The sequence below is a fragment of the Spongiactinospora sp. TRM90649 genome (assembly GCF_029382225.1).
In the GTDB taxonomy this organism is placed as follows: Bacteria; Actinomycetota; Actinomycetes; order Streptosporangiales; family Streptosporangiaceae; genus Spongiactinospora.
Window position 1 is genome coordinate 1 of record NZ_JARLTC010000043.1, and the last position, 26,679, is coordinate 26,679.

Genomic DNA, 26,679 nt, shown 5'->3' on the forward strand with positions numbered 1-26,679 from the left:
CGCACCGCGAGCCCGGCGGCGGCGAGGCCGGTGAGCGCGCAGACCGCCGCCTCCAGGCTCAGCCCGCCGACCGGCAGCCGCACGCCGTCCGGCGACCGCGCGACGGCCACCGCGATCATCGCGCCCCAGCCCGCCGCCAGCGCGGCGAGGACCATGCCGGTGCGCGCCCACTGCCGCGCCCAGCGGGGCACCGGGAGCGCCCCGGTGCTCCTTCCCATCGCGTCGACCAGCGCGAACCCTCCGGCCGACGCCATCAGCAGCGCCACGGCGCGCAGCACCAGGGAGGCGTTCACCGGATCCAGGTCCTTCCCCGGCGACACCAGCGAGACCAGGGCCAGCCCCGCCGGGACCGCCAGCGCCACCGGAAGCCAGTCGACGGCCCGCGCCAGCGGCCACAGCAGCGAGACCACGACTCTCATGCGCACGGCCGTGCCTCCGGTCGTCCGGCGGGGAACTCCTCGCGCAGGCCGAGGAGCGGCAGGGCCTCGCGGAGGGTGGTCTGCGGGCGGGTCAAGCGGTCCCAGTTGGCCCACACCCGTTCCCGCGCGTCGGGGCGTTCGAGCAGCCTGCGGGCGTACCCGGCCTCGGCGTCGCCGTAGCGGGAGCCGCCGAGCTGGGAGAAGGCCCGCGCGGTGCCCTGGCCGAGCCATACCTGCACCGGGCCGGTGGGCAGCAGCGGGGCCGATCTCCCGGCGAGCCACAGCGCGACCACGGTCCGGGCCTGTCCCCTGGCGTCACAGCCGTTCCCCTCCGCGGACCAGCGACGCCCCGGCCGTCCGTCGCGCAGCCCGACGATCGTGGCGGCGGTGATCCCGGCGAGATAGGCCCGATGCGGCTGGGCGGCACCGGCCGCGGACAAGGTCATGTAGACCCGCACACTCGCCCTCGGGTCATCACCCCCGTACGGCTCGCTCAGCGTCTCCTGCCGGACGACCGGTACGGCCTGCCTGGCCCCGTGCGGCACGGCGGCGGCCACCGGCTCCACCGCGCCCGCCCATTCCGGGATCCAGGCCCGGTAGTCGGAAAAGGCGCACACGTCCACCAGGCCCGGCTTCTCGCACACTTGGTCCGCGTACGCGTACCCGGGCGCGCTGTTTCTCCGCCCCGCCCCATCGGCTCCCGTCCAAGGGGCCTTCGGGCTGTCGCGCACGGACACCGCCCCGGCCGGTACGGCGACGGCCAGCGCCGCCACCCCCGCGACCACCGGAAGCGGCCGGAGCCCGTGCCGCAGCAGGGCCAGCACCCCGGCGAGCACGGCGAGCGCCACGACGTAGGCGAAGTGCGCCCCCGACGGGCGCTCCCCCCACTCGGGGCTGTGGTAGGCCATCACAGGCGCCAGCCATGCGGCGAATCCGAGCGAGACGCCGAACAGCGACAGATATCCCAGGACCGCCAGCGCGAGCGGACCGGCGACCAGCGAGGGGATCCAGCGCCCCAGCGCGACGCCCAGCACCCCGAAAAGCGCCGTCACGGCCATCGCGCCGAGCACCTCGAAGGGGTCCAGGCGTCCCGCCACCGGCGTGGCCGACAGCGTCCTGGCCAGTAGGTGCACGCCGACGACGAGCCCGGTCACCAGCGTCCCGGCGGCGCCGGCGGCCAGGGCGGCCGCGAGTGTGCGCGCCGCCGGTGATCCGGGAACCGCGCCGAGGGTCTCCGGCAGGCCGCCGCGCCGGTCGCGGGTCCCCGCCAGGTCGCCCAGGATCAGTGCCGTGGCGGAGATCAGCAGCGCCGTACCGCCGGTGACGATCGGCTCCACCTCAAGGTCCGTCAGGTAGCCCCAGGTCAGGTAGGTCCGCAGGGCGAGTACGGCGAGGGCCGCCGTCCACAGCGCCGGGTTGCGCAGCATCCGGCCGACCTCGAAGACGAACAGCGCCGCCCATACGCGTGCCGGGCGGGTCGGGACCGCCGCCGCGGGCGGTGACGAGGTGAGCGTCGTCACGCCGTCACCTCCGCGCGCTCCCCGAGCAGCAGCAGGTAGCCGTCCTCCACGGACGGCTCGGCCGCCGACGCGCCGGGCGGCGGCTCGCCGAGCGTCCGATAACGGCCGTCGGCGGTCCGCCAGAACAGCCGGGCGTCGCCGGTCGGCGGGTCGGCCGACAGCCACACCTGCCCTTCGGCCGCCGAGGCGATGTCCTTCGGCGCGCCCTCGAAGAGCACCCGGCCGCGGTGCATCACCACGACCCGCTCGCACAGCGCCGCGACGTCCTCCGTCTGGTGTGTGGACAGCAGCACGGTCCGGCCCTCGCCCAGCCGGGACACCAGCGCGCGGAACCGCATCCGCTGCTCGGGGTCGAGCCCCACCGTGGGCTCGTCGAGGATCAGCACCTCGGGCTCGCCGAGCAGGGCCTGCGCGAAGGCCAGCCGCTGCCGCATCCCGCCGGACAGCTTGCGGACCTTGACCTGCGAGCGGTCGGACAGGTCCACCTCGGCCAGCACTCGCCTGACCTCACGGTGGCGGGTCCGCCGGTCGGTGATCTCCTTCAGGATCGCCACGTAGTCCACCAGCTCGAACGCGGTGAAGTGCGGGTAGTGCCCGGGATCCTGCGGGAGGTAGCCGAGCCGCCGCCGGATCTCGATCCGCTGCGCCCGGTCGGCCGGGTCGCGGCCGAGCACCCGGACGGCGCCCGCGTCCGGGGCCAGGGTGGTCGCCAGGCAGCGGAGCAGGGTGGTCTTGCCCGCGCCGTTCGGGCCGAGCAGGCCGGTGACCCCCGGCCCGATGGTGAAGTCCACGCCGTCGAGCACGCGGGTCCTTCCGTAGTCCTTGCCGAGGCCGTGCACGCTCACTGTCGCGTCCAACGCGTCTCTCCATGGCTCAGGCGGCCGCGCCGCAGGTATACGAACAGGGCGAGGAAGGCGGCGGCCGTGCCGTAGCCGAGCTGCGCCGCCGGGGCGAAGGGCAGGAAGCGGTCCTCGCCGGCCACCACGATCGGGATCACCACCGCGAGCCACACCGCGCCGGGAAAGCCCGCGGCCGTCGCGATGGGCAGCCGGGCCGACAGGACCAGCGTGGTCAGGCTGAGCGCCAGCGCGGGCAGCAGCCAGGCGACGGCGGCCCCCGTGCTGCCGGGGAGCAGCGGCGTGGCGGCCCCGGTCATCGCGATCGCGGTGACGAGCACCGCGCCCGCGCGCAGCAGGAGCAGCCTGGGGCCCGCCATCGGGGTGGCCGCCTGCAGCTCGTGGGCGGGGTCCACGTGCCTGCCGTAGGCCAGCGCGATACCGGCGACGGGGAGCACCGGGGCGGCGACCAGGAACCCCAGCAGGGCCTGGGCGTCGATCGGCTGGAACCGCCCGGCCACCGCGGCGAGCGCCAGCACGAAGGTCACGGCCGACAGCCACGCACGGCTCAGCGCCGGGGTGGCGGTGAGCAGCCTGGCCAGGTGGCCGGGTACGCCCAGGCGTTGCAGGAGCCGCTCGGCCAGGCGGGTCCTGGGCCGGTCCACCTCCTCGCGCAGCCGTTCCCAGCTCCGGGCCATCCACTCCGGAGGGCGGGGCGCAGCCGCCCGGCAGCGCGCGCATCCGGCCACGTGAGCCTCCACCGACATCACCTGCGCCGGGGCGAGCCCGCCCGTGGCGTAGCGCTCCATCAGTTCCGGCGGCACATGCCAGCTCATGACAGCTCCTCCCTCAGCCGGGCCTTCGCCCGCCGTACGCGGGTCTTGACGGTGCCTTCGGGCACGCCGAGCAGCCGCGCGGCCTCCCGCGTGGTCAGCCCGTCGAGCACGGTCGCCTGGACGGCGGCGCGCAGCTCCGGCGAAAGCCGGGCGATCGCCGCGCCGAGGTCGCCGTGCTCGACCCCGAGCAGCACGACGTCCTCCGCCGACTCGGTGATCGCGTGCCGCTCCCCCGGTTCCGCGCCGTCGCCGATCCATCGGTGGCCGCGCCCGCGCAGCGTGGAGATCAGCCGCCGCACGGCGATCGTCCAGAGCCATGCCGCCGCGTCCCCGCCGCCGGGTGGCGCGCGGAACCGCCCGGCCGCGCCGCGCCAGACGGCCACGAACGTGTCCTGCAGGGCGTCGGCCACCACGTCGGGGTCGGCGCAGCGCCGGGCCAGCCGGATCCGCAGCCACGGCGCGTGCCGGTCGTGCAGCACGCGCAGCGCCGTCACGTTCCCCTCGGCCACCGCCGCGAGGAGGGCGGCGTCGTCGCTCTCCTCGCCGACCGGGGACGGTTCCCGCCTTCTGCCGAAGATTCTTCGCACATTCCGGTTTATCGCGACACAACCGGTTTGCGGTTTCCCGTCGAGGAGTAACGGGCGACCCGAACGGCGATGATGGCCCTATGAACGAGCGGCGCGACGAACGCGCGGGCCGGCCCGAGAGTCCTCCCACGCGCGACACCGGAGACCGCCACATCAGTCTGGGCACGTCCGCGGGCCGATGGGTGCTGTTCACCACGGTCCTCGCCTCCGGCATGGCGCTGCTGGACAGCACGGTGGTGAACGTCGCGCTGCCGACGCTCGGCAGAGGACTGCACGCCGACATGGCCGGGCTGCAGTGGACGGTGAACGCCTACACCCTCACCCTGGCCGGGCTGATCCTGCTCGGCGGCTCGCTCGGCGACCGGTACGGCAGGCGGAAGATCTTCCTCATCGGCGTGGTCTGGTTCGCCGCCGCCTCGGCGGCCTGCGGACTGGCGCCGAACATCGAGGTGCTGATCGGCGCCCGCGCCCTGCAGGGCGTCGGCGGCGCGCTGCTCACCCCGGGCTCACTCGCGATCATCCAGGCGTCCTTCGCCAGGAGCGACCGGCCGAAGGCCGTGGGCGCGTGGTCCGGCCTGGGCGGCGTGGCGGCGGCCGTGGGGCCGCTGCTCGGCGGCTGGCTGGTGGAGTCGGTGGGCTGGCGGTGGGTGTTCCTGATCAACCTGCCGGTGGCGGTGGTCGTGGTGCTGGTCGCGGTCAGACACGTGCCGGAGACCCGCGACCCCGGCGCGGGCGGCCATTTCGACGTGCTGGGGGCGGCCCTGGCCGCGCTGGCGCTGGCCGGGGTGACCTACGGGCTGATCGAGCCCGGCACCGGGAAGGTGGCCCTGATCGCGGGCATCGCGCTCGGCGCGGCCTTCGTCTGGCTGGAGATCCACCGCTCGCCGCGCGCGCTGGTGCCCGTGGGGATCTTCGCCTCCCGGGTGTTCACCTCGGTCAACGTCGTCACTCTGGTGATGTACGCGGCGATGGGCGTGCTGACGTTCATCCTCGTGGTGCAGCTCCAGGTGTCCTCCGGGTTCAGCCCGATCGAGGCGGGCACGTCGATGCTGCCGCTGACGGTGCTGATGCTGCTGCTTTCGGCCCCGGCGGGCGAACTGGCCAAGCGGATCGGTCCGCGCACGCCGATGACGCTGGGCACGCTCGTCTGCGCCGGGGCGCTGCTGCTGCTCAGCCGGGTGGGGGCCGGCGCGTCGTACTGGGTGGACGTGCTGCCCGCCGTGGCCCTCTTCGGGCTGGGGCTGGCGGCGACCGTCGCCCCGCTCACCGCGACCGTGCTCGCCTCGGCAGAGGAGCGGTACGCGGGCGTGGCGAGCGGCGTCAACAACGCGGTGGCGCGGACCGGCGGCCTGCTGGCCGTGGCCGCGATCCCGCCGCTGGTGGGGCTCACCGGCGCGTCCTACACCGATCCAAGCGACTTCACCGCCGGATTCCACGCCAGCATGCTCAGCTGCGCCGCCCTGATGGCCGCGGCGAGCCTGATCACCTTCCTGTTCATCCGGGGCAACGTGCTGGCCGACCCCGAACGGCACGAGCCGGAGCGGCGCACCTACTGCCCGGTGGACGCGCCGCCGATCGAGGAGGACTGCGAGAAGCGGTCGCCGGCTAGAAGCTGAAGCCCTGGGAGCGCACGCTGTTGTCGAAGTTGGACAGCAGCAGCTCGGGCTCCCCGGTGGCCCGCAGGCCGGGCAGGCGGGTCAGCAGCTCGCGGAACATCGTGCGGATCTCCTGCCTGGCCAGGTTGGCGCCCAGGCAGAAGTGCGGGCCGGGCCCGCCGAAGCCGACGTGCGGGTTGGGCTTGCGGGTGATGTCGAACCGGCCCGCGTCGGGGAACACGGTCTCGTCGCGGTTGGCCGAGCCGTAGAACAGCACGACCTTGTCGCCCGGCTTCAAGTGCAGCCCGCGCAGGTCGTAGTCCTGCGTCACGGTGCGGCGGAACTGCATGATCGGCGAGACGTAGCGGACCATCTCCTCGATCGCGCCGCCGATGTGGGCGTCGAAGTCGCTCACCAGCAGCTCGCGCTGCTCGGGGTGGTCGGTGAGCAGCTTGACGCCGTGCGCCATGGTGTTGCGGGCGGTCTCGTTGCCGGCGACCAGCAGCAGCGCGAAGAACGAGCCCAGCTCCCGCCAGGTCAGCCGCTCGCCGTCCACGTTGGCGGTGACCAGCGCGGAGACCAGGTCGCCCTGCGGGGCGTCGGCGCGTTCCCGGCCCAGCTTGATCACCAGCCGTTGCAGCGCGAGCAGGGCGGCCATGTTTCGGCCCGCCATCCGCATCGAGCGGACCAGGCTGGGACGCACCCCGGTGTAGGCGGTGGAGACGTCCACGTGATCGTGGACCTTCGCCCGCATGTCGCCGGGGATGCCCATCATGTCGCAGATGACGTGGATCGGCAGGCGGGCGGCCACCTGGGAGACGAAGTCACGCGGCCCCTCGGCGAGCACGTCGTCCACGATTCCCGTGGCCGCGCGCTCGATGTCGCCCTGCAGGCCGGAGAGCATCTTGGGACTGAAGGCCCGCGAGACGATGCGGCGCAGCCGGGCGTGGCGGGGGTCGTCCATGTTGACCATGGACTCGCCGAAGACGTGCTTGACCCAGCCCGGCGGCTCGGGGTTGGTCACGGCCGGTTCGCTGGAGAACACCTTGGCGTTGCGGCTGGCCTCGACGACGTCGGCGTGCCGGACCAGGGCGTAGAAGCCGCCCCCCGATCGGAGGAGGGGCACCCGGCGTTCGGCGAAGAACACGGGGTGTTCCCGCTGCCGCAGCCGGGCGAAGGCCTCATGGCGGGCGGCGGGCGGCATGCGCCAGAAGGACAGGTCGGCCAGGTCGGTGGAGGGGGCAACCGCTGTTGTCACCGTCTTATCCTGACACGTCGGTACAGCGGTCCGAGGTGACCCCGGACCGTAACGGGGATTTCATGTTGTTGTGGGCCAGGTGTCCGGTTTCCCGGAAACCATCGTCGGTATGAGCCTCCCCAAGGCCCGTGCGGGCGCCGCCCTGCTGGCCGCGGCGACGGCCGCGTGCCTGACCACCGCCGTTCCCGTCACGCCGGACGCCCCGGGTCCCCGGGCCCGGCCGGTGGCCGCCGCCGTCCCCGCCGGGGCACAGCCGCACACAAACGCGGCCTGTCCTGAGGGACGGCCGTCCTCTCCTTCCGACTTCGACGGCGACGGGCGCGCCGAGCTGGCGGTGGCCGCGCCGTACGCGTCGGCGCACGGCCGGGCGCGGGCCGGCTCGGTTCGCGTCCTGTACGGCGAGCGCGCCGCCGAGGACCTGACCCAGCCTCCCGGCGAGGCCGAACTGGGCGACGCGTTCGGCTCGGCCCTCGCCACCGGCGACTTCGACGGCGACTCGTGCGCCGACCTCGCGGTCGGCGCGTCGGAGGAGTTCGCGGGCAAGCGCGTGCCCGGCGCCGACGGCGAGGGCGTGGTCCGGATCTACCACGGCTCGCCGGACGGCCTGCGGCCCGGCGCGGAGATCGACGTCACCGACTTCGGCGGAACGCGCGGCGCGGGCCGGTTCGGCGCCGCCCTGGCCGCCGCGGACCTCGACGGAGACGGCGACGACGAACTGGTCATCGGCGCCCCCGGCCAGGGCGTGGGAGGCGCGGTCGGCATCTACGGGATGAAAGGCCGCGAACCGTACCTGTTCACCCAGCGCACCCGGTGGGTGGGCCAGCGGGCGCTGCCCACCGACCAGTTCGGCGCGGCCGTCGCCGCGGGCGACTTCGACGGCGACGGCCGGGCGGAGGTCGCGGTCGGCGCGCCGGGCGACACCGTGCTCAAGGACGGGCAGGGCTCGGTCACGATCGTCGATCCCCGGCGTCGCCGGGCCACCACGCTCACCCAGAGCACGCCGGGGATAACCGGCGCGGCGGAGAAGTGGGACGGCTTCGGAGCCGCGCTGGCCGCCGCCGACTTCAACGCCGACGGCCGCGACGACCTGGCGATCGGCGTGCCCGGCGAGGGCCTGACCGGCAACCAGCGGGCCATGGACTACGGCGACGGCACCGTGCACACGATCTACGGCTCGGCGGGCGGGCTGCGCCCCGCCACGACCGAGTCCTGGTCGCAGAACACCCTGGACGGCAAGCCGCGCTACTTCGACCGCTTCGGCGCCGCGCTGGCCGCGGCCGACCTCGACGGAGACGGCGACGCCGAGCTGGCGATCGGCGTGCCCGGCGAGAACGCGGTCCAGGTGATCGCGGGGACCCGCTCGGGCGGCCTGACCAAGGCCGGCGACGTGCTGATCAAGGGCGGGGGCGGCGGTTTCGGGTCGGCCCTGGCGATGGTCCCGGCGCGCGAGGCGGCCAAGAACGGCAAAGCAGGTAAAGACGGTAAAGGCAGCAAAGGCGGTAAGGGCGCTCGGTTCGACCTCGTGGTGGCCTCCCCCGGCACCGGGCGGCTGACCCTGGTGCCGGGCGGGCGCGGCCGGCGCGGCGAGGACGCGTCCACCGGAGTGCGCGCCGGAGGGCTGCGGCCCCTGCCCGAGGGGGCGTCCCGCGACCTGTACGGCTACGCGCTGGCGGCGGGACGCTCCGGGGCTGGGTAGTCTGAAGCCATGATGTCGGGTTCCAAGCAGCGCATCGTGGTGCTGGTGCTGATCCTCGCACTGGTCGCGACGAGTGGTCTGAGCGTGCTCATCGGCTGGCTGTCCGCCTGACGCGGCGCCGGGTCAGGCCCGGTCGTCGTCCGCGGGCACGGTGAGACTGAACGAGGTCTTCGCGGGCGCGCCGCGCCGCGAGATGTAGTCCAGGGTGCGGAAATCGGCCCGCAGTTCCCGCGCCGACAGGCGGCAGACGATGTAGCCCCGCCGCTGGTCGAGGTAGGAGATGTGCGGGTTCTCCGCCACGATCTCGTCCACGCGTGCCTGGTCGCGGTAGCCGTCGCCGTCGCTGGCGACGCTGGAGGTCACCAGTTCCACGGCGGCCTTGGGCGAGTCCGGGTCGTCGAAGTCGGGGCGCAGGTCGGCCGCGTGGTGCATGTGGGCGTCTCCGGTGAGCACCACCGGGTTGGCGGCTCCCGAGGTGAGCAGGCCGTTGAGCAGGCGGGTGCGGTCGGCTGCGTAGCCGTCCCAGGAGTCCATGCTCAGTTCCTTGCCGGGGCCGGGCTTCCAGTCCCGCTGGGCCATCAGGACCTGCTGGCCGATCAGGTTCCAGCGGGCGGGCGAGCGGCGCAGGCCGTCCAGGAGCCAGGCGCGCTGGTCGTCGCCGAGCAGGGTGCGGCCCCCGGCGAGGCGCTCGTCGCAGCCGGAGCGCAGGCCGTCGGCGCAGGCCTGGTCGTCGCGGAACTGGCGGGTGTCGAGCAGGTGGAAACGGGCCGCGCGGCCCCACTCCACCCTGCGGTGGACGCGGATCGACGCGCCCCCGGTGACGCTGGTCCGGCGCAGCGGCATGTTCTCGTAGTAGGCGCGGAAGGCGTCGGCCTTGCGGCGGGCGAACCCGGCATCGGCGGTGCTCGACACCTTGCCCGCCCAGTTGTTCTCCACCTCGTGGTCGTCGAAGGCGACCAGCCACGGCGCGACCGCGTGCGCCTCCTGCAGATCGGCGTCGCTCTTGTACTGCGCGTGCCGCATCCGGTAGTCGGCGATGGTCCGGCAGGTGCCCTCGGTGTGCCGCCGCACCCGGCCCTCGATGGCCTTGTAACCGTCGGGGCCGTACTCGTACATGTAGTCGCCCAGGTGAACGACCAGGTCGGGGTCCTGCTCGGCGAGCCTGCGATAGGCGGTGTAGTAGCCGTGCTCGTAGTGGGCGCAGGCGGCCACCACGAAGGTGAGCGGGGACTCCCCGGCGGGGGCCGTCCGGGTGCGGCCGGTCCGCGACACGTGCCCGTCCACCCGGAACCGGTAGAAGTACTCACGGCCCGGCCGCAGCCCCACCGGTTCCACGTGCACGCTGTGCGCGTCGCGGGGCGACGCGGTCTCGGTGCCGGAGCGGACCACCTTGGCGAACCGCTCGTCCTCGGCCACCTGCCAGCGGACCTCCACGTCGCGAGACGGCATGCCGCCCCGGCCGTCCCCGCCGAGCGGGTCGAGGGCCAGCCGGGTCCACAGCACGAATCCGTCGGGGGCCGGGTCGCCCGAGGCGACTCCGAGGGTGAACGGGTCCCGCGCCAGGGCGCGGGACCGCGCGGCGGCGGGAGCGCCGGTCGCGACGGGCAGGATCAGGCCGCCCGCTCCGGCGGCGGCCGCGGACATGAACACTCTGCGTGACGGTTTCCGCTCCACACCCCAAGTGCAGAAGATCGGGATAGCCCGGCCGTGACCTGCGCTTCAAGGTGAAGTGAACAGCGGTTGCACAGGCAATCGGATTACCCGCCGTCGCTGAACCCACCTCCAACGAGGGACGACGATCCGGCCACGGTCAGGCGAAGGTGCGGTTCGTGCCGCCGGAATCGCCGGAATCCTCCGTGTCCGGCTGATCGAACTCGTCGAACTCGCCGTCGTCCTCTTGCTCCTCCGCCATCCGGAGCCGGATGTGGTCGGCCAGCTCACCGGCCTCGCGGGCCGCGTCCTCCGCGCCGATGGCGGTGAAACCCTCGGCGATCTCCGCGCACCGCCGCAGCGCGGACTCCCACCTGCCCAGCCAGTCCAGCGCCCTGGCCTCCTCGAAGCCGATCCGGCACGTCTCCCACACCACGGCCGGATACGCGGTGGGCAGGCCGGCCAGCGCGGCGCGGGCCGTGGCGAAGATCTCCAGCGCGCGTTCCTCGGCGCCGTCGATCTGGTAGACGGCCATGCCCTTGCGGCGCAGCAGGCGCGCGGCGTTCAGCGGGTCGTCTTCGTGGGCGGCAGCGGCCTTGGCATAGGCCTCGGCAGCCTCTTCGTGCCGGTTCAGCCCCATCAGCACGTGGCCGATCGCCTCGGTCACCCCGGCCGCCTCGATCCGCCGCCCCCTGGCCAGCAGTTCCGCCTCCACGGCGGCGTAGTCGGCCAGCGCCGCCTCGCGGTCGCCCATCTCGCCCGCGTCCGCGAGGTCGCGCTGGGCGTCGGCGCGCACCCACCGGGCGGTGAGGCGTTCGTCGGTCTGCCCCTCGGGCAGCATGGCCAGGGCCTCCTCGGCCGCCTCCGCGGCGTCGAGGGGACGGCCGATCGCCAGGTAGGCCCGGCAGAGGTCCACGCGGACGGCGGCGGCCTGCTCGGTCGCCCCGATCGAGGTCAGCGCGGCCACGGCCTCGATCAAGTCGTCGGCCGCCTCAACGGAACGATCGACACCGAGCAACGCCTCCCCCCGCCCCGCATGCGCGAACGCCCGCAACGCGACATCGGCCCGAGGCGCGGTCGCCAACGCCTCCCCATACGCGGAGACGGCAGACGCCAACCGCTCCCCGAAGACCGACCTGGCGAAGGCCCCACCCTCCCCATCGGCCTCACCCGCGACTTCACCGGGGCTGTGGGAATCGCCAGAATCGCCGAGAACACCGGGGGCGCCGAAGGGGCGGGGATCGATGGTGGGGGTGGGCTCCTCGTTGGGGGGGTCGGTGGGGTGGTAGGCGCCCTCTCGGAGGAGTCGGGCGTGGAGGAGGCAGGCTGTGGCCAGGCGGATACCGCCGGAGGGGCGGAGGGCCTCGCGGGCGCGGGCGGCCGTGGCGGTGGCGATGGTCCACTTGGCCGGGTCCTCGGCGAGGATCTCGGCCAGGCGCAGCAGGGGCCAGCCCGGGTCGGGGGCGGTCTCGGTGTGCCGTTCGAGCAGGCTGATCGCGTCGTCCACCCGGCCCGCCTGGCGGTAGGCCTGTGCGAGCCGTCCGGCCGCCGCCGTGGCCTGGGCGGGCGTGCCGTGGCCGGACAGGTGGGCGGCGGACGCCTCGGCCACGGCGATCCAGTGGCCGTCCTCGTCCTGGGTGAGGCGCAGCAGGGCCAGGCGGCCCAGGGCCACCTGACGCCGGACCTCGTCGCCTGCGGCCTCGTAGGCGAGCGCGGCCCGCTCCCACTCGGCTGCGGCACCGGCCGGGTCGTCGTGCACCATCGCCAGGCCGCGGCCGTCGGCGCGGCGGGCGCGCTCGACCTCCGTGACGCCTTCGGGCCCGGCCTGCTCGTACAGCTCGTCGAAGCGGCCCCAGGCGGCCAGCGCCGCGCCGAAGTCGGCTTCGTCCCAGGCCCGTTCGGCGAGGTCGAGCAGTTCGCCGGGGGTCGCCCGCTCCGGTACGGCGACGGCCGGCGGCGCGGGCGGCGGCACCGTGACGCGGCGCGCGTGCGGGGTGAGCGGCAGATGGTCGATCATCGGCGCGGCGGTGAGCGTCTCCTCCACCCGCCGCGACTGCTCGGCCGTGCCGTTGCGGGCGTCGAACCTGGCCGCCAGGTCGCGTGCGGTGGCCTCCATCCGAGGACGCAGCTCGTGCACGGTGAGGTCGCCGTCCGGCCGCCGCACCACGGCGTCGCCGTGGCCGATCTCCTCCAGCCTGCGCATCAGCAGCCCGGCCGCCGAGGCGAAGCGCATCGCGGCGCGCGGGCTCGCCGCGCGGTCCAGCAGCGGCGACTCCCGCTGCAGGATCTCCAGGCCGCGCGCCTCGTTGCCGGTCAGCGCGCAGAACTCGATGTGGTCGCCGAAGTCGTCCACGTAGTTGGCGTCGCCGGTGACGATGCGGTAGGCCCGGCGGTGCGCGCCCACCGCCTCCGCGAAACGCTCGGTGCGCAGGTACGGCAGCAGCAGCCTGGTCAGGATGCCCTGCGGCTGGACGTGGCAGGTCAGGTCGCCCGCGACGACGGGCGCGGCCAGTTCGACGGCCTCCTCGTCGCGTCCCATCCACGCCAGGTGCCACACCTTGCCGCTGGGGTCGCAGCCCTCACAGTCCGACAGCGCGTCGCGGGGCGTGGTCACCCACCGGTGGAACCACTCGTCGGCCGCCGCCTGGTCGCCGATGTGCTGGGCCAGGTAGCACCGCTGGGCGTACACGGCGTGCAGGCCGAACCCCGACTCCTGGTAGCGGCGCTCCATCTCGGCCAGGGCGTCCTGGGCGCGGCGCAGCGGGATCTCGGGGAAGCGGGTCATGTCGCTGATGATCCACTTGAACTGCCAGAGCAGGTTGTAGGTCTCCCACTCGCCGAACCTGCCGGGCTCGGCGTCGTACTCGGCCAGGCAGCGGCTGAAGGTGGTGAAGCTCTTGGCCGGTTCCGCGCCGTACTGGTACGCCTCGGTGAGGCTCAGCCGCACCTGGAAGACGACGTCACGCGCACGGGCCCCCTCGGCCAGCGCCAGCGCCCGCTCCAGCAGCACCGTCTTGGCCTGCCCGTACGGCATGTCGGTCGCGCGCTTGATCAGCGCGAGCACCTCGCTGTCTTCGACGGCCACGCCTGCTCCCTTCTACTCCTTGCCGAGGACGGCCCAGTCGAGCAGGCCCAGGAACGATCGGTTGAGCGAGGCCGTGTCCGCCGCCCTGAGCGGATGACGGCCGTGCAGCAGCGCCATGCCGTACAACGCCTCGACCGCGGTGGCGGCGAGTGAGGCGTCGGGGAGCGTGACGATCCGCCGCACCAGCGGGTTGCGGTGGTTCAGGACCAGCCGGGGGCGGTCGGCGGCGACCACGTTCTCGATCGCGCCGAGCACGTCGGCCCACAGTCCGTCGCTGTCCTCACGGGCCTCGCGCAGCTCGGCCTGGTGCTGGGCGGCCCTGCTGGTCAGGTAGAGCGCGGGCAGCGAGGCGGGGTCGAACTCGCGCAGCACGACCTCGCAGCCGAGCGCGTCCAGCGCACCGGCGGCGGCCACCAGGAAGGGGCGGGCGGACAGCTCGGTGTGCGGGTCGACGGGGGCGAGCCGGGTGGCCAGCTCGGCGGGGTCGAGCGGGCGCAGCCGGATCTCCGGGTCGAGCCTGGGCAGGCGCGACAGGATCTCGCTGTCGTAGACGTATCCGGCGTTGACCAGGCCGACGCCCTGGGCGCCCGCGACGCCGGAGAGCTGGCGGAACTCGTCGACCCCCGAGGTGTAGCGGCCCTGCGGGTGGCGCACGCGGAACTGGGCCAGGGTCATCGGCCCGTCGCTGGTCTCGAACTCCAGCCAGCGGTCCACCAGGCGGAGCATGTCGTCGTCGTGCAGGGCCAGCGCCTTGACCCCGAGGTGGTGCAGGCGCAGGAAGGCGCGCAGCCGGGCCGGGTCGGTCTCGGCCAGGGTGACCAGCCAGGCGCGCAGGCTGGTGCCGAGGGCGTCGCGCGTGTGCTCAAGGAGGTCGTCGTCGTAGAGCGCCTCGCGGCTGGCGGTCGGGCGCAGTTCGCCGGCGTCCACGACGCAGCGGGCGAAGAAGGCCCATTCGGGCAGCAGGCCCTCGGTGCCCTCGGCGAGCAGCATCCGCTTGAGGTAGACCCGGTGGGAGGAGCGCACGGCCGGGTTGGCGGGGGTGGGCAGGATGAACGCGACGCCCGTGAGCCCGGCCTCCGGCACGTTCAGATCGACCACGTCGAAGGCGGAGAAGCCGAAGGCCTCCGCGCCGTAGGCGGTCAGCGCGGCGCGGCGCGCGTCGGGGGTGGCGTGGCGGGCGGTCCAGGGCGGGCCGTCGCCGCTGATCCGCCGTCCGGCGACGTGGACCTCGACGGGCAGCAGCGAGCCGTACAGGGTGGCCAGTTCGGTGACCGTGCGCTCGCCGACCCATTCCCCGGCGTCGGCGCGCGGGCTCAGGGTCACGGTGGTGCCGGGCTCGGCCCGCTCCTCGGAGGCCTGCTCGACGCGGTAGCGGCCGTCGGCGAAGCCGGTCCAGCGGACGGTGGGGCCTCCGGTGGCCGAGCGGGTCACCACCTCGATCGCGTCGGCGACCAGGAAGCCGGACAGCAGGCCGATGCCGAACTGGCCGAGGAACTCGTGCCGGGCGAAGCCCAGCTCGTCGCGCTTGGAGGAACGGCCGATCGTGGCGAGCAGGGTGTGGACCTCCTGCTCGGTGAGCCCGATGCCGGTGTCGTGGACGCGCAGCGGCCCGCCTGGGGCGATTTCCAGGTCGATTCGGGCCGGGGCCCCGGGGTCCGCGGCCTGGCGCGCGGTGATCGCGTCGACGGCGTTCTGCAGCAGCTCGCGGACGTAGACCCGGGGGCTGGAGTAAAGGTGCCTGCTCAGCAGGTCTACAACTCCCCGCAGGTCTACTTGAAAGGCGCTTTCCACCCGATTCCCCTCGTTCAACGACGATGGGGAATCACCCTAGCGGCCCGGACCGACGCTGTCGGATCGGTTTACAGGTACGGCCCCAGGAAGGGGTTCAGCGCCCCGCAGCCGAGGTACTTCCGGACCGTGTGAAAGTCGATCCAGTCGAGGTTGACGAGACCGTCGTGATCGACCCCGGTGAAGCAGCCGCGTAACGCGGGCGGGATGGCGGCGATGTCGTCCTTGTCGGCGATGTTCACCCAGCGCCGCACGCCCTTCGGACGCACGCCCCAGCCGCCCGCCGGAGCGGGCATCAGGCGCTCGAAGACCACGTTTCGCATGCCCAGCGGGCTGCCGAGCGTGATCAGCAGGTCCACCCGCAGGTCGGGGTAGGCGTGCAGGGTCTCGTAGGTGACCACGCTGCCCAGCGAGTGGGCGATCACCACCTTGGGGCGGTTGCGGCGGATGGTCTCGGCCACCGCCTCGCGGGCCCGCGCGCGGGCCGGGCTGGCCACGCTCTCCAGGTAGACCGCCACCTCCGGGCAGAACATGGTGGCGAAGGACACGGCGCGTTCCTCCAGGCGGCCGAGCAGCCACTCGGTGGCCCGTTTCAGCGCGCCCGTCAGCGACTCTCCCGCCGCCTCCCTGACCCCTTCGAGCTGGGTCGCCCAGTCGAAGAAGACCCGCTGGGCCTCGGCGTCCATGACCTGGGCCGCGCGCGCCCGCCGCGAGACGGGCTCGCGCCCCGGCGGCGGGGCGAGGTGATGGGCGTAGTAGGCCATCTCGGTTATGTAGCTCTGGCCGGAGTGCCTCCCGCCTCCGGTCAGACCGGAGTGCAGATATCCGTTCCATTTGCCGCGAATCGCCTCCGCGGCCTTGGCCGCGGAGTTTCCGGCGTCCGCGTAGTAGTGGTACTTCCCGATTCCGTGCACTCCGACGATCACGGCCACGACGCTTCCTCCCGTGAAATCCTGGGCCGTGAAATCTTCGGCCACAAAAGTCAAGAATTATACGGTTAGCAAGCCAGCCGATACGATGCCGGACTCCGGCCGCGACCACAAGTGAGCGAACTTAACCATTTGATCACCCATCAGGGGTCATGGGTAAGCTGCTTATCGGCCCGAACCCACACCGTCCATGGAAGGAGCCGCGGATCATGTCCGGCCCGCTCGCCGTACGCGCCTCGGTCGTCATCCCGGAGGCCGAGCTGCGCTGGCGCTTCTCGCGCTCCTCAGGCCCGGGAGGACAGGGCGTCAACACCACGGACAGCCGTGTCGAGCTCACCTTCGACCTCGCGGCCACGCGCGCCATCCCGCACGCGATGAAGTCCCGCGCCCTGGAACGCCTCGGCCCGCGCCTGTGCGACGGGGTCGTGACGATCGCCGCCTCCGAGTACCGCTCCCAGCTGCGCAACCGCGAGGCCGCGCGCGACCGCCTGGCCCGGATGCTCCTCGACGCGACCGCGCCACCGCCCAAGGCCCGCCGCGCCACCAAGCCCGGCCGCGCCTCCGTCGAACGCCGGATCGCCGCCAAGAAGCGCCACTCCGACCTCAAGCGCCTCCGCCGCACCTTCGACTGAGCCCTCGGGCTCAGCGCGGGCGACGCACCGGCAGGCCCGCCGCAGCCCAGGCGTCGAAACCGCCCGTCATGTCCGTGGCGTGGCGCAGGCCGAGGTCCTGCAGCGACGCGGCGGCCAGGCTGGAGCTGTAGCCCTGGCGGCACATCACGATGATCCGCAGGGCGTGGTCGCGGGCCACGGGCAGCCGATGGGGCGAGGCGGGGTCGAGACGCCATTCCAGGACGTTGCGGTCGATGACCACCGCGCCCGGCACCTCGCCGCCCTCCTCGCGCTGCCCGGCCGGGCGGGTGTCGACCAGCAGGCCGCCCCGCGTCATCGCCGCCGCCGCCTCTTCCGGCGTCAGCCTGGACAGCCGTGCTCTGGCGGCGGCCAGCACGTCGTCGATCGTCCGTCTCGTCATGGAATCCCCCTCCGCCGATTAGACCCGAGCGCGGCCGGCGCGGCCCGGCACGACGCGCCGGGGCCGTCAGCGGGCGGTGCGCGGGCGGTCAGCGGGGCGGGCGAGGCTCGGCGGCATGAATCGGATCTCCATCGTGGCCGGTGGCCGCCATTCGTTCATGACGGTCCGCCACCTCGTCGTGCGGGGCGACGACATCGCGATCGGCCGGGCGCTCGCCGACGAGGCCCGGATGGCGGCCGACTGGGTGCCCGCCATGGTGGATCCCGTGGTCAACCGGGCGCGGTGGACCTGGTTCGAGCGCAACTGGCCGCAACAGCACGCCCGGATGTCGGGGGTGGCCGCCGCCTTCGGGCTCGCCCCCGACGACGACACCGCCGCGCTGGACGGCATCCGCGCCCTGCCGGTGGACCCCGGCTGCTCGGCGGTCTGGTGCCCGCCGGGGCGGAGCACCGACGGGCGGGGCAGGCTCGCGGGCAACCACGACCGCGCCGTCCCGGGCGGGACCGCGGTCCAGCCGTACGTCATCACGACCGTCCCCGACGACGGCCTGGCCAGCGCCGTGATCACGATGTCCGAGCTGGACGGCTGCACCGAGGGCGTCAACGAGCGGGGCCTGGCCGTGATCCTGCTGCCCGGCGACGTGACCCGGGGCGCGCCCTCCCCCGCGCCGCGCCGCCCGCAGGCCGGGCTCAGCGTCACGCAGGTGCCCCGCTTCCTGCTCGACACCTGCGAGAACGTCGAGCAGGCCACACAGGCGCTGCTCGGCGCCAAGCAGTACGACCACGGCGTGCCGTGCCACTACCTGGTCGCCGACGCCTCGGGGCAGGCGTTCGTCTGGGAACGCGGGGCGGACGGCGCCGAGCACCTCGTCCAGGCGCCCGGCGAACCGCTCCGCCTCACCAACCATCCGCTGCACCGGTATCCGCGCGCGTCGGATCTGCCTCCCGGCACACCCGAGACAGCCGGCACGTTCGCCCGCTTCCGCAGGCTCGCCCGGCGAACCGCACGGCTGCCGATGTCGCCAGGCGACCTGAGCGGGGCGCTGGACGCCGTCGCCGTACCGGCCTTCGCCGACGAGCCCTCGCGCACGCTGTGGCGCACCGTCCACGACGTGGCCGCGCGGACCATCACGGCGCGCTTCCACCTGGGCGACGGTCCCGGCGGCACGGCGCTGCTCTCGCCGGAGCTGACCTTCCACGCCGCCGGGTGACCCGCCTCAGCGGGTCCGGCGGTCCGGCAGCATGTCGTCGTCGGGCAGGCCGGGCGACCGCTCGATGCCCCTGGTGTCGGGAACGCCCGCCCAGCGCAGCAGGGTGGCCGTCGCCCGCGCCCGGTCGGCCTCGGCCAGCCGCGAGATGTTCGCCCCGTGGTTGGAGCCGGGGGCGACGTACAGCGCGGAGTCCCTGCGGCTGGGGGCGAAGCGCTCGGCGCCCCACGGGTCGTTCTCCCCGTAGATGAACAGCATCCGCTCGGACCCGGTGCGGACCCAGTGGTCGACGTCCAGCATCGGCGCCGGGTCGTGCCGGGAGCGCAGCTCCGCGGGGATCACCGAGTTGGGCTGGTAGAGGCCCCGGTACCTGGTGAGGCCGCGCAGGTGCTCGAAGGCGAGGTCGGGCCAGCCGAGCTGGGTGGCCGCCTGGTAGTAGTACGGCGTGTAGTACTCCAGGCCCTGGTCCGTGTAGAAGGCGAAGGACGCGACGGCGTCGATCCAGGCGTACAGCTCCTCGTCCGTGGCGGTCTTCTTGGGCACCGACGGGCAGTCCGCCGCCGACATGAACTGCCAGAACGCCCAGGCCGTGTCCAGGACGGTCATCTCGAACGACCGGTCGGCGGTGCCGAGGGTGGCGGTGAACGTGCTGCCGTCGCGCGCGGCGGCGGCCTCCAGCATGGGCACCAGGCGGGCGCGCCGCTTGAGCGCCTCCCGCTGCACGTCCTCTAGGGCGGTACGGCACGCCTGGTCGCCGACCGTGGCGAAGAACCGGTCGTAGGCGCGGTCCCGCGGGTTGACCCGGTCGTTCGGCGCCACGTAGGCGACCACGCCGTCCACGTCGCCCGGGTAGAAGCGCCGGTGGTACACCGACGTCATGCCGCCCTTGCTCGCGCCGGTCTGGATCCAGTTGCCGTCGTAGATCGTCTTGAGCGCCTGGACGATCCGGTGCTCGTCGGTGGCCTCCTGCCAGATCCGCAGGTCGCGCCAGTCGGCGGGCGCGGGCCGAGAGGAGCGGAAGAACCGGTGCTCGACGGAGACCTGGTTGCCGCCGGTCAGAGCGGTCGGCTCGGTACGGCTGGGCACCGGGTTCGCCGCCAGGCCGTAGCCGCCGGTGTAGAGGACGACCGGCGCGTCCACCGACCGGTGCAGCAGGGTGAGCCGCTGCTGGAAGGTCGCGCCCTTGGGACGCCTGTGGTCGGCGGGCTGGGTGTAGCTGAGCACGAAGAACCGGTATCCCGGCGGCTGGGTCTCCGACACCACCGTCAGCCCCGGAATGGCCTTGAGGCGTTCCAGCAGGTCGTCGCCTACGGCCGGTCGCGCAACATGGAGGGTGAGGGAGGCCGCGGCGACCAGTGATGTCAACGCGGCCAGGAACCGGATTCGCACGGTATGCGCCTCCTAGAAGGGGATCCTGAGCCCCCGACGCTATACCGCGATCATGCTCGCGTTAATACCCGATTTCCCATAACGCCATTGCATAACATCGCGCCACCGGTGCGTTGACGGCCCATTGTGTCGAAACCACTACGCCCGGTGCGCCCGGGCCTCCCGGATGAGCCCGCCGCGCGCCCCGGAATCACGCCCCGCGTCCAGCCCGGCCACCCGAACGGCCTGGTCACCACACCAGGACCCGTCTCACCACATCAGACAGAGAACCTGCGTTTAGCTGTAAATATCGTCATTTCCTGGAATTCATCGAACTCAAGGGCTAGCCCGGCGACCGAGATCTTTGATACAAGTCATTCCGCGCCGCCGAACAAATCCGCCGCGGTAAACCTCCGCAAACCGGTTCTCCGTTAAGGGCGAATAGTGACTGCACTGAACCTCTTGCGGGCTCTCCCCCGAGGTGACGCGTATGCTCGCTGACGAATTCTTCCTGATCGCGTGGGACACCACCCGGTCAGGCAAACCCCGGCTGAGCGCCCAGGCCATCGGTCTCGGGCTGGCGGGCGGGCTGATCGGCGAACTGGTCCTGCAGAACCGGCTCACGGTGCACGGCCCGACCCTGGCGCCCACGGCGCGCCACCACGTGGCCGACCGCCTCTCCGACGGGGTCCTCGCCGAGATCAGGGAGGCCCCGCAGCACACCGACGTGCGCACCTGGCTGGCCTACCTGGCCCGCGACGCCGTGCCCAGCGTCGCCGAGCGCCTGATCAGGAGCGGCCTGGTGGAACACGAGCCGCCCAGGGCGCCGTGGCGCAGGCGCGGCCGGTACTACTCGCGCGACTTCGGGAAGGCCACCTGGCCCACCATCCGGTTGCAGTCGGCGCTGGTCAAGGGGCGGCGGATGACGCCGTCGGACATGGCCATGGCGGCGCTGGTGGACGCCTGCGGCCTGCTGGAGACCGTGGTGCCCGATCCGGCCGAGCGGTCCACCGCGCGCCGCTACCTGACGGCGGTGCTGGCCGCCACTCCCCCCCAGCTCACCGACCTGACCCGGCACGTGCACGCGGCGGTCGGCGACGCGGTACTCGCGTACCGCGGCTGAGATCACATATCCGGCAGTCTCCGCCCTCCCGGGGACACGCCCAGAAGGGAACGCGATGCTCACCCAGCAATCCGGCTCGGGGCCGGACGCGATCGAGGGAGCCCTCGCCGCCGACCGCCTCGGCGCGCCCTCGGTCGTCTACTTCGTACTGTCCGCGGCCGCGCCGCTCACCGTCGTGGCCGGTGTGGTCACCACGGCGTACGCCGTGACCGGCATCACCGGCCTGCCCATCGCGTTCCTCGCGGTCGGCGCCGTCCTGGCGCTGTTCTCCGTCGGTTATGTGGCGATGGGACGGCGCATCGCCAACGCCGGGGCCTTCTACGCGTATGTGACGCGCGGGCTGGGACGTCCGTCGGGCATCGCGGCGGCCTGGATCGCGCTGATCGCCTACAACGCCCTCCAGGTCGGCCTGTACGGCGCGTTCGGGGCGGCGACGGTCCCGCTGGTGCAGCAGTGGGCCGGGCTGTCCGTGCCCTGGTGGGTGCTCGCCCTGGTGTCCTGGCTGCTGGTGGCCGTACTCGGGCTGATGCGGGTGGACGTGAACGGCCGGCTGCTCGCTGTGCTGCTCACCGCCGAGGTCGCGGTCATCCTGCTGTTCGACGCCGCCGACCTGCTCAACCCCGCGGGCGGCGCGATCTCCATGGCGGCGCTGTCGCCGGGCGAGCTGCTCGCCCCCGGCGCGGGCGCGCTGCTGGTCATCGCCACCACCGGCTTCGTGGGCTTCGAGTCCTCCGTGGTGTTCTCCGAGGAGAGCCGCGACCCCCGGCGTACCGTCCCGGCCGCGACGTACGCGTCCGTGGGCATCATCGCCGTGCTGTACGCGCTGTCGTCCTGGGCGCTCACCGTGGCCGCCGGGCCGGGCGACGTGGTGCGGCTCGCCCGCGAAGGCCAGGCCGAGACGATCTTCATTCTGGCCGAGGGGCACCTGGGCGGCACGGTGGTGGAGATCGCCCGGGTGCTGTTCGTGACCAGCCTGCTCGCCGCGATGATCTCCTTCCACAACACCACCGCGCGGTACTTCTTCGCGCTCGGGCGCGAGCGGGTGCTGCCGGGCGCGTTCGGGCGCACCGGGCCGCGCACCGGGGCGCCGAAAGTCGGCTCGCTCACGCAGAGCGCGCTCGGCGTCATCGTGATCGTGATCTTCGCCTCGCTGGGCCTGGACCCGCTGGTCAACCTGTTCTTCTACGGCGGCACCTTCGGCGGCTTCGGCATCCTGCTGCTGATCACGGCCACGTCCGTCTCGGTCATCGCGTACTTCGCCCGCGATCCCGGCGCGGAGAGCCGCTGGCGGCGCGTGGTCGCCCCGGTGATCGCCACGTTCGCGCTCGCCACGATGGTGATCCTGGCGCTGGCCAACTTCTCGACGCTGCTGGGCGTGCCGCCCGAGTCGCCGCTGCGGTGGATCCTGCCCTCGATATACGCGGTGGCCGTGGTCCTCGGGCTGCTCTGGGCGCTGGTCCTGCGCAGCGGGCGGCCGGCGGTCTACGAGCGGATCGGCATGGGCGCCAGGGCCGTCACCGCGACGCCCTCGGCCCATGGCGGCCGGCGATGACGCCCGCCGTCCGGGGGGCCGCCGAGACGGAGGCCGGGCACGTCGCGGACCTGATCGCCACCGCGTTCGCGCCGCTGGCGGCGACGGCCTTCCTGGTGCCGCCGCCCACGGCCCGCCACGACGTCATGACGGCCAACTTCCGGATCTTCGTGGACCACGCGCTGCACCACGGGGAGATCGACGTCATCAGGGACGGCCCCGGCATCGCCGCGACCGCCGTGTGGTTCCCGCACACGGTGCCCCTCCCGGAGCCGCCTGACTACGACCGCCGCCTGGTTGCCGCGTGCGGCGAGTGGACCGAACGCTTCCGCGTCCTGGACACCCTGTTCGAGAAGCATCATCCCGCCGAGCCCTACCACCATCTGGCGTTCCTGGCCGTCCACCCCTCTTGGCAGAACCGGGGGCTGGGCAGCACGCTGCTGCGGCATCACCACGCGCGGCTCGATCCGCGCGTGCCCGCCTACCTGGAGGCCAGCGGCCTGCGCAGCAGGAGCCTTTACTGCCGCCATGGCTATCTGCCCCGCGCGCCGTTCCACCTGCCGGACGGCACGCCGTTCTGGCCGATGTGGCGGCCGGCGGGCTCGCCTCCCTGACACACGAAGGCGCCGCCTCCCGCAATGGCCGTGCGGGAGGCGGCGCCTGCACGCCTCAGGGGCCTCAGCCGCCGATGGAGTGGGACACCACGCGGCTGCCCGGCTCGCAGGAGATCACGCTGCGGGTGCCGACGAACTCCCTGACGATGTCCTCGGTGGCCCTGCTGCCGTACTGCTTGCACTGCACCCAGTGCACGTAGGCCCCGTGCTCGCGGCACTGGACGAGCGAGGCGCGGCCGTTGCGCACCGGCTCCAGTCGGCACTCGATCGGGGCGTCGGGCACGGTGGCCGCCGCCGGGGTCGCGGTGACCAGGGCGGCGCCGAACATCACCGGGGCCGCGAGCACCAGCATCACGCGTTTGATCATGAGAATTCTCCTCACCGAAGTGCTGTGGGACGGATCTCATGGTGGTGATGCCGTGGGCGGTCACGCGGGATCGGCACACCAAGGACCGGCAAACTTTGCGCCGTGCCGAGCCGCGAAGGCATGGCAATGCCCAAAGCCCTGGGCAGATACGGATATGAGAGCTTCACCGATGAGTTGGCGGATTTGCCGGAACACGCGAACGCCCGCCCGCGCGAGGGCGCGCGGGCGGGCGTCGTGTTCGCCTGACCGTTCGTCAGGCGGCCGGGCGGCCGAGGGAACGGAGCCGGTCGGGGGTCAGGTTGGAGACGTTCTGGTCGATCGGCTTGTCGGAGTACTGGTGGATGGTCCAGGTCTTCCAGTCGGCCGGGGGCTTCACGGCGCCCTGGGCCTTGCCGTAGTGGGCCACCCACAGGGGGTACTCGGAGAGGCCCGCGCCGTGGGTGTCGGCGAAGTCCCAGCCGCTGTAGAACATCGGGGCGACACCGGTCTTGGTCTTCACGTGCGACAGCCAGCTCTTGGCCCAGGCGTTGACCTCGGCCGCGGACTTGCCGTCCGTCGTCTCAAGGTCCAGAACCATCAGGTCGCCGGCCTTGCCCGGCTGTCCGTTCACCACGGACAGGAAGTGCTCGGCCTCGGCGACGGGGGCGTTGCCGGGGTGACCGTAGTGGTAGGCGCCGCGCACGATGCCCTTCTTGTTCAGCTCGCCCCAGTGGCGGGCGAACGAGCCGTCCTTGAAGGTCAGGCCCTCGGTGGCCTTGACGATGCCGAACCCGGCGGGGCTCGCGTTCCAGTCGTGCTCGGCCTGGTAGGCCGAGACGTCCTGGCCGTAGGTGAGCGCCGCGGGCTGGACCTGGGCGGCGGCGGGGGCGGTCCTGGCCTTGTCCGGGCCGGTGGCCGCGTGCGCCTGGCCCGCCGCGAGGGCGGCGCCCGTGGTGGCGGTGACGGCGGCCAGCAGGCCGGCCACGGTGGTGGTGCGCAGGGTCGTACCGAGACGTGCGGTGATGTTACGGGGCATGCTGCTACTCCAGGGGAACATGGGGCACCGGCAACCGGCTGTGACTTTCTCACGCTGGAGCCTGGGGGCCCCGGCCAGAGGGGATAGGCCGGGGCCACGCGACAGGCCCGCGCGCGGGATGCCCGCGGTGGACTCGGACGAGGGCGGGGCGGCGGGCGGAGAGAGCGCCCGGCGGGCCACGACGGCGTGGCTCTTGGTTCACCTGATGAAGGGAATCCCCGGCCCTGGGGGCCGCGCGGAACGGAGTTGGTCCCGCGTTTCCGATTACGTCAACAACGGTAGGCGACCGCCTCTGACCAGGCAAGTCTCCGTCAGGCCCGGTTAACGTATTCCCCTGCGAACACGGGCCTGCGCATGTCTCGATTTTACGTTCGCGCGCTCAGGTGCGGCGCCAGCGGACCTCTCCGAGGCAGTAGAGCGCGAACAGCACCAGGCCGGAGGCGACGACGGCGAGCAGCCAGGGGCCCGCCGGTGTGTCGGCGAAAGAGCGCAGGGTGGCGTCGATGCCCTTGGCGTCGCCAGGATCGTGCTCGAACGCGGCCCGCACGACGAAGTACCCGGCGGCGCCGGCGATCATGCCGCGCGCGACGTGCCCGGCGATGCCGAGCTTCTCCATGATGGAGCGGGCGCGGCCGGACATCCTGCCGCGCTCCAGCTCGCGGTGGAACCGCCGGGTGAGGCCGGCGTGAAGCCAGTACACACCCATGGCGATGACGCCGACGCCCACGGCGCCGACGATGAACGGGCCACCCGGCAGGTCGAGGAGGAACCCCGCCAGGTCACGGGACTTCTGGTCCTCTGAGGTCGTCTTCCCGGCCAGGAGCATGCTCAGCAGTGTGGTGACGACGAAGACGTAGATGACGACCCGCCCGGCGGACTTGACCCGTTCGGTGGTCTCCCCCCGCCCCACCAGCGCCTCCGACGCCTGCCACACGCCGAGGCCCGCGAATCCGGCGACCATGGCCCACAGCAGCACCGAGCCCAGCGGCAGCCCCGCCACGGCGGAGATCGCGCCTCCCTTGTCGGCCTCCTGTTCCCCGTCGCCGAAGGCGATGCGCAGCGCCAGGACGCCGATCAGCGCGTAGAGGACGCCCCGGCAGGCCAGCCCGGCGCGGGCGGCGCGATCCAGGGCGGGGTGGTCGGCGGCCCGTTCGGCGGCGGCGCGCGCCCGGTCCACGCCGGTCACGCGCCGGCTCCCGCCGAGCGCTCCTCACTGGGTGTCCGCCCGAACTGGGCGCGAAAGACCCTGGCGAAGTGGGCCTGGCTGGAGAAGCCCAAGCGGTAGGCGATGTCGGCGATGGTCAGCTCGCGGGCGGCGGAGTCGGCGAGCTGGTGGCGGGCCCGTTCCAGGCGGCGCTGCAGGATGAACCGCGAGGGCGTGGTGCCCGAGGGCTCGAAGACCCGGCTGAGGTGGCGGGCCGAGATGCCCATGACCGACGCGACTCGCCCGGCCGTCAGGCAGGGGTCGTGCAGGTGGCGCTCGATGTAGTCCTCGGCGATGATCAACTGGCTGAGCAGGCCGGTGGCGATCGCGCCGTCGCCCGCACGGTCGAGGGCGAGCAGGCGGATCAGGTCCAGGATCGCGTCCGCGCCGCCCGGGCGCAGGCCGCCCGCCCCCGGCAGCGGTACCGGCGGGGAGGCGGCGCCGTGCGGGGTGAGCACGCCGCCCAGCAGCGCGCGCAGCGCCGACAGGAGTGTGCCCTCGTGGGCCGCGCCGCGGCCGAAGTGCATCGGCGCGGGCATGTTCCCGGCCAGGCAGGTCCTGGCGAACACCTCACGCGGGATGTCCACCAGGATCTGCCGCATGTCGGAGGAGAACCCGAACAGGTACGGCCGGCGTGTGTCGTACACCACCAGGTCCCCCGGGTTGACCGCCAGACACCCGTGCTCGTGCAGGAACACCGCCTCCCCCTTGAGCAGCAGGGTGGCGAACACCGAGTCCTTGGGCGCGGATCTGGCCTTCTGCGGGGTGCGCTCCACCACGTGGGCGTTGCCGGCGATCTCGGCGAGCCGGACGCCGTCCACCTGGAAGTTGGTCTGCCTGGCGAGCAGGCCCCGGTCGGAGTACGACGTGCACGACAGGCCGACGAGGGCCTTGCGGTTGTAGTCCTCCCAGAACCCGATGCGCTCGGTGGGCTCGACGGTCTCGGTGGTGGCCCGAGAGATCACGGCGACCGCCATCTCGACATCCTCCCTCGTTACAGGGCATGGCAGGTGACAGCG

At 73.2% G+C, this 26,679-nt stretch carries 24 protein-coding genes; 8 read left to right on the top strand and 16 right to left on the bottom strand.

Going from position 1 to position 26,679, the window contains the following annotated elements:
• The 5 genes from P3X83_RS37205 to P3X83_RS37225 all read right to left on the bottom strand — a co-directional run.
• The coding region (locus tag P3X83_RS37205; RefSeq protein WP_277310076.1) for a hypothetical protein at window positions 1–419 on the bottom strand (419 nt) is incomplete at its 3' end.
• On the bottom strand, window positions 416–1,939 hold the full coding sequence (locus P3X83_RS37210; protein WP_277310077.1) for a hypothetical protein: 1,524 nt from the start codon (window positions 1,937–1,939) through the stop codon (window positions 416–418). The genes P3X83_RS37210 and P3X83_RS37205, both read right to left, overlap by 4 nt.
• Window positions 1,936–2,796, bottom strand: a complete 861-nt coding sequence (locus P3X83_RS37215) for an ABC transporter ATP-binding protein (protein WP_277310078.1) — start codon at window positions 2,794–2,796, stop codon at window positions 1,936–1,938. The genes P3X83_RS37210 and P3X83_RS37215 overlap by 4 nt, the downstream gene beginning before the upstream one ends.
• Entirely contained in the window at window positions 2,781–3,611 is an 831-nt protein-coding gene (locus tag P3X83_RS37220) for a zf-HC2 domain-containing protein (RefSeq protein ID WP_277310079.1), read from the bottom strand. The genes P3X83_RS37215 and P3X83_RS37220 overlap by 16 nt, the downstream gene beginning before the upstream one ends.
• Window positions 3,608–4,198, bottom strand: a complete 591-nt coding sequence (locus tag P3X83_RS37225; protein ID WP_277310080.1) for an RNA polymerase sigma factor — start codon at window positions 4,196–4,198, stop codon at window positions 3,608–3,610. The genes P3X83_RS37220 and P3X83_RS37225 overlap by 4 nt, the downstream gene beginning before the upstream one ends.
• Window positions 4,199–4,278: 80 nt before the next feature.
• Here P3X83_RS37225 and P3X83_RS37230 point away from each other — a divergent pair, with 80 nt between their 5' ends.
• Window positions 4,279–5,814, top strand: a complete 1,536-nt coding sequence (locus P3X83_RS37230) for an MFS transporter (RefSeq protein ID WP_277310081.1) — start codon at window positions 4,279–4,281, stop codon at window positions 5,812–5,814.
• Here the strand turns inward: P3X83_RS37230 and P3X83_RS37235 are convergent.
• Window positions 5,804–6,997, bottom strand: a complete 1,194-nt coding sequence (locus tag P3X83_RS37235) for a cytochrome P450 (protein WP_277310174.1) — start codon at window positions 6,995–6,997, stop codon at window positions 5,804–5,806. The two genes, P3X83_RS37230 and P3X83_RS37235, sit on opposite strands and share 11 nt — an antisense overlap.
• A gap of 163 nt (window positions 6,998–7,160) precedes the next feature.
• On the opposite strand from P3X83_RS37235, the gene P3X83_RS37240 reads away from it, so the two are divergent.
• On the top strand, window positions 7,161–8,747 hold the full coding sequence (locus P3X83_RS37240; RefSeq protein ID WP_277310082.1) for an FG-GAP and VCBS repeat-containing protein: 1,587 nt from the start codon (window positions 7,161–7,163) through the stop codon (window positions 8,745–8,747).
• Between the two features lie 123 nt (window positions 8,748–8,870).
• Here P3X83_RS37240 and P3X83_RS37245 read toward each other — a convergent pair whose 3' ends face one another.
• From P3X83_RS37245 to P3X83_RS37260, 4 genes are all read right to left on the bottom strand, one after another.
• Window positions 8,871–10,391 carry an alkaline phosphatase D family protein gene (locus tag P3X83_RS37245; RefSeq protein WP_277310083.1) on the bottom strand — a complete coding sequence of 507 codons (1,521 nt, stop codon included), beginning with the start codon at window positions 10,389–10,391 and terminating at the stop codon, window positions 8,871–8,873.
• Between the two features lie 166 nt (window positions 10,392–10,557).
• Window positions 10,558–13,482 carry a tetratricopeptide repeat protein gene (locus P3X83_RS37250; protein WP_277310084.1) on the bottom strand — a complete coding sequence of 975 codons (2,925 nt, stop codon included), beginning with the start codon at window positions 13,480–13,482 and terminating at the stop codon, window positions 10,558–10,560.
• 12 nt (window positions 13,483–13,494) lie between these two features.
• Complete coding sequence (locus tag P3X83_RS37255; protein WP_277310085.1) at window positions 13,495–15,273, bottom strand: HSP90 family protein; 1,779 nt, start codon at window positions 15,271–15,273, stop codon at window positions 13,495–13,497.
• A gap of 68 nt (window positions 15,274–15,341) precedes the next feature.
• Window positions 15,342–16,202: a hypothetical protein gene (locus P3X83_RS37260; protein WP_277310086.1), complete on the bottom strand. Its 861-nt coding sequence runs from the start codon at window positions 16,200–16,202 to the stop codon at window positions 15,342–15,344.
• Between the two features lie 206 nt (window positions 16,203–16,408).
• Here P3X83_RS37260 and arfB point away from each other — a divergent pair, with 206 nt between their 5' ends.
• Window positions 16,409–16,831, top strand: a complete 423-nt coding sequence (gene arfB / locus P3X83_RS37265) for an alternative ribosome rescue aminoacyl-tRNA hydrolase ArfB (protein ID WP_277310087.1) — start codon at window positions 16,409–16,411, stop codon at window positions 16,829–16,831.
• A gap of 10 nt (window positions 16,832–16,841) precedes the next feature.
• Here the strand turns inward: arfB and P3X83_RS37270 are convergent, their stop codons facing one another.
• A complete protein-coding gene (locus P3X83_RS37270; protein ID WP_277310088.1) occupies window positions 16,842–17,231 on the bottom strand; it encodes a rhodanese-like domain-containing protein in 390 nt (129 codons plus the stop codon).
• Between the two features lie 115 nt (window positions 17,232–17,346).
• Between P3X83_RS37270 and P3X83_RS37275 the strand changes: the two genes are divergently transcribed.
• Window positions 17,347–18,441 (top strand): C45 family autoproteolytic acyltransferase/hydolase, encoded by a 1,095-nt coding sequence (locus P3X83_RS37275; RefSeq protein WP_277310089.1) that lies wholly within the window; start codon window positions 17,347–17,349, stop codon window positions 18,439–18,441.
• A 6-nt stretch (window positions 18,442–18,447) separates the two neighbouring features.
• On the opposite strand, the gene P3X83_RS37280 is transcribed toward P3X83_RS37275, so the two are convergent.
• On the bottom strand, window positions 18,448–19,827 hold the full coding sequence (locus P3X83_RS37280; protein WP_277310090.1) for a S28 family serine protease: 1,380 nt from the start codon (window positions 19,825–19,827) through the stop codon (window positions 18,448–18,450).
• 469 nt (window positions 19,828–20,296) lie between these two features.
• Here P3X83_RS37280 and P3X83_RS37285 point away from each other — a divergent pair, with 469 nt between their 5' ends.
• The 3 genes from P3X83_RS37285 to P3X83_RS37295 are packed head-to-tail and all read left to right on the top strand — an operon-like array spanning window position 20,297 to window position 23,074.
• Window positions 20,297–20,929, top strand: coding sequence for a GPP34 family phosphoprotein (locus P3X83_RS37285; RefSeq protein WP_277310091.1), 633 nt, complete (start codon window positions 20,297–20,299; stop codon window positions 20,927–20,929).
• Window positions 20,930–20,984: 55 nt separating this feature from the next.
• Window positions 20,985–22,481, top strand: a complete 1,497-nt coding sequence (locus tag P3X83_RS37290; protein WP_277310092.1) for an APC family permease — start codon at window positions 20,985–20,987, stop codon at window positions 22,479–22,481.
• On the top strand, window positions 22,478–23,074 hold the full coding sequence (locus P3X83_RS37295; RefSeq protein ID WP_277310093.1) for a GNAT family N-acetyltransferase: 597 nt from the start codon (window positions 22,478–22,480) through the stop codon (window positions 23,072–23,074). Before P3X83_RS37290 ends, P3X83_RS37295 begins: the two co-directional genes overlap by 4 nt.
• Window positions 23,075–23,138: 64 nt before the next feature.
• Here the strand turns inward: P3X83_RS37295 and P3X83_RS37300 are convergent, their stop codons facing one another.
• Window positions 23,139–23,441, bottom strand: coding sequence for a hypothetical protein (locus tag P3X83_RS37300; protein WP_277310094.1), 303 nt, complete (start codon window positions 23,439–23,441; stop codon window positions 23,139–23,141).
• 102 nt (window positions 23,442–23,543) lie between these two features.
• Between P3X83_RS37300 and P3X83_RS37305 the strand changes: the two genes are divergently transcribed.
• Window positions 23,544–23,687: a hypothetical protein gene (locus P3X83_RS37305; RefSeq protein WP_277310095.1), complete on the top strand. Its 144-nt coding sequence runs from the start codon at window positions 23,544–23,546 to the stop codon at window positions 23,685–23,687.
• Between the two features lie 7 nt (window positions 23,688–23,694).
• On the opposite strand, the gene P3X83_RS37310 is transcribed toward P3X83_RS37305, so the two are convergent.
• From P3X83_RS37310 to P3X83_RS37320, 3 genes are all read right to left on the bottom strand, one after another.
• Window positions 23,695–24,456 carry a GH25 family lysozyme gene (locus P3X83_RS37310; protein ID WP_277310096.1) on the bottom strand — a complete coding sequence of 254 codons (762 nt, stop codon included), beginning with the start codon at window positions 24,454–24,456 and terminating at the stop codon, window positions 23,695–23,697.
• A 379-nt stretch (window positions 24,457–24,835) separates the two neighbouring features.
• The gene (locus P3X83_RS37315; RefSeq protein WP_277310097.1) at window positions 24,836–25,642 is read right to left on the bottom strand and encodes a DUF1206 domain-containing protein; all 807 of its coding nucleotides are present in this window, start codon (window positions 25,640–25,642) and stop codon (window positions 24,836–24,838) included.
• Window positions 25,639–26,637 carry a helix-turn-helix domain-containing protein gene (locus tag P3X83_RS37320; protein ID WP_277310098.1) on the bottom strand — a complete coding sequence of 333 codons (999 nt, stop codon included), beginning with the start codon at window positions 26,635–26,637 and terminating at the stop codon, window positions 25,639–25,641. The genes P3X83_RS37315 and P3X83_RS37320 overlap by 4 nt, the downstream gene beginning before the upstream one ends.
• Window positions 26,638–26,679: the final 42 nt, after the last annotated feature.

What these genes read in the sequence shown, in the direction of transcription:
- P3X83_RS37220 (WP_277310079.1), bottom strand. Translation starts at nt 3,611, where the DNA reads ATGAGCTGGCATGTGCCGCCGGAACTGATGGAGCGCTACGCCACGGGC.
- P3X83_RS37230 (WP_277310081.1), top strand. Translation starts at nt 4,279, where the DNA reads ATGAACGAGCGGCGCGACGAACGCGCGGGCCGGCCCGAGAGTCCTCCC.
- P3X83_RS37235 (WP_277310174.1), bottom strand. Translation starts at nt 6,997, where the DNA reads ATGCCGCCCGCCGCCCGCCATGAGGCCTTCGCCCGGCTGCGGCAGCGG.
- P3X83_RS37240 (WP_277310082.1), top strand. Translation starts at nt 7,161, where the DNA reads ATGAGCCTCCCCAAGGCCCGTGCGGGCGCCGCCCTGCTGGCCGCGGCG.
- P3X83_RS37245 (WP_277310083.1), bottom strand. Translation starts at nt 10,391, where the DNA reads ATGTCCGCGGCCGCCGCCGGAGCGGGCGGCCTGATCCTGCCCGTCGCG.
- arfB (WP_277310087.1), top strand. Translation starts at nt 16,409, where the DNA reads ATGTCCGGCCCGCTCGCCGTACGCGCCTCGGTCGTCATCCCGGAGGCC.
- P3X83_RS37270 (WP_277310088.1), bottom strand. Translation starts at nt 17,231, where the DNA reads ATGACGAGACGGACGATCGACGACGTGCTGGCCGCCGCCAGAGCACGG.
- P3X83_RS37275 (WP_277310089.1), top strand. Translation starts at nt 17,347, where the DNA reads ATGAATCGGATCTCCATCGTGGCCGGTGGCCGCCATTCGTTCATGACG.
- P3X83_RS37285 (WP_277310091.1), top strand. Translation starts at nt 20,297, where the DNA reads ATGCTCGCTGACGAATTCTTCCTGATCGCGTGGGACACCACCCGGTCA.
- P3X83_RS37290 (WP_277310092.1), top strand. Translation starts at nt 20,985, where the DNA reads ATGCTCACCCAGCAATCCGGCTCGGGGCCGGACGCGATCGAGGGAGCC.
- P3X83_RS37295 (WP_277310093.1), top strand. Translation starts at nt 22,478, where the DNA reads ATGACGCCCGCCGTCCGGGGGGCCGCCGAGACGGAGGCCGGGCACGTC.
- P3X83_RS37300 (WP_277310094.1), bottom strand. Translation starts at nt 23,441, where the DNA reads ATGATCAAACGCGTGATGCTGGTGCTCGCGGCCCCGGTGATGTTCGGC.
- P3X83_RS37310 (WP_277310096.1), bottom strand. Translation starts at nt 24,456, where the DNA reads ATGCCCCGTAACATCACCGCACGTCTCGGTACGACCCTGCGCACCACC.
- P3X83_RS37320 (WP_277310098.1), bottom strand. Translation starts at nt 26,637, where the DNA reads ATGGCGGTCGCCGTGATCTCTCGGGCCACCACCGAGACCGTCGAGCCC.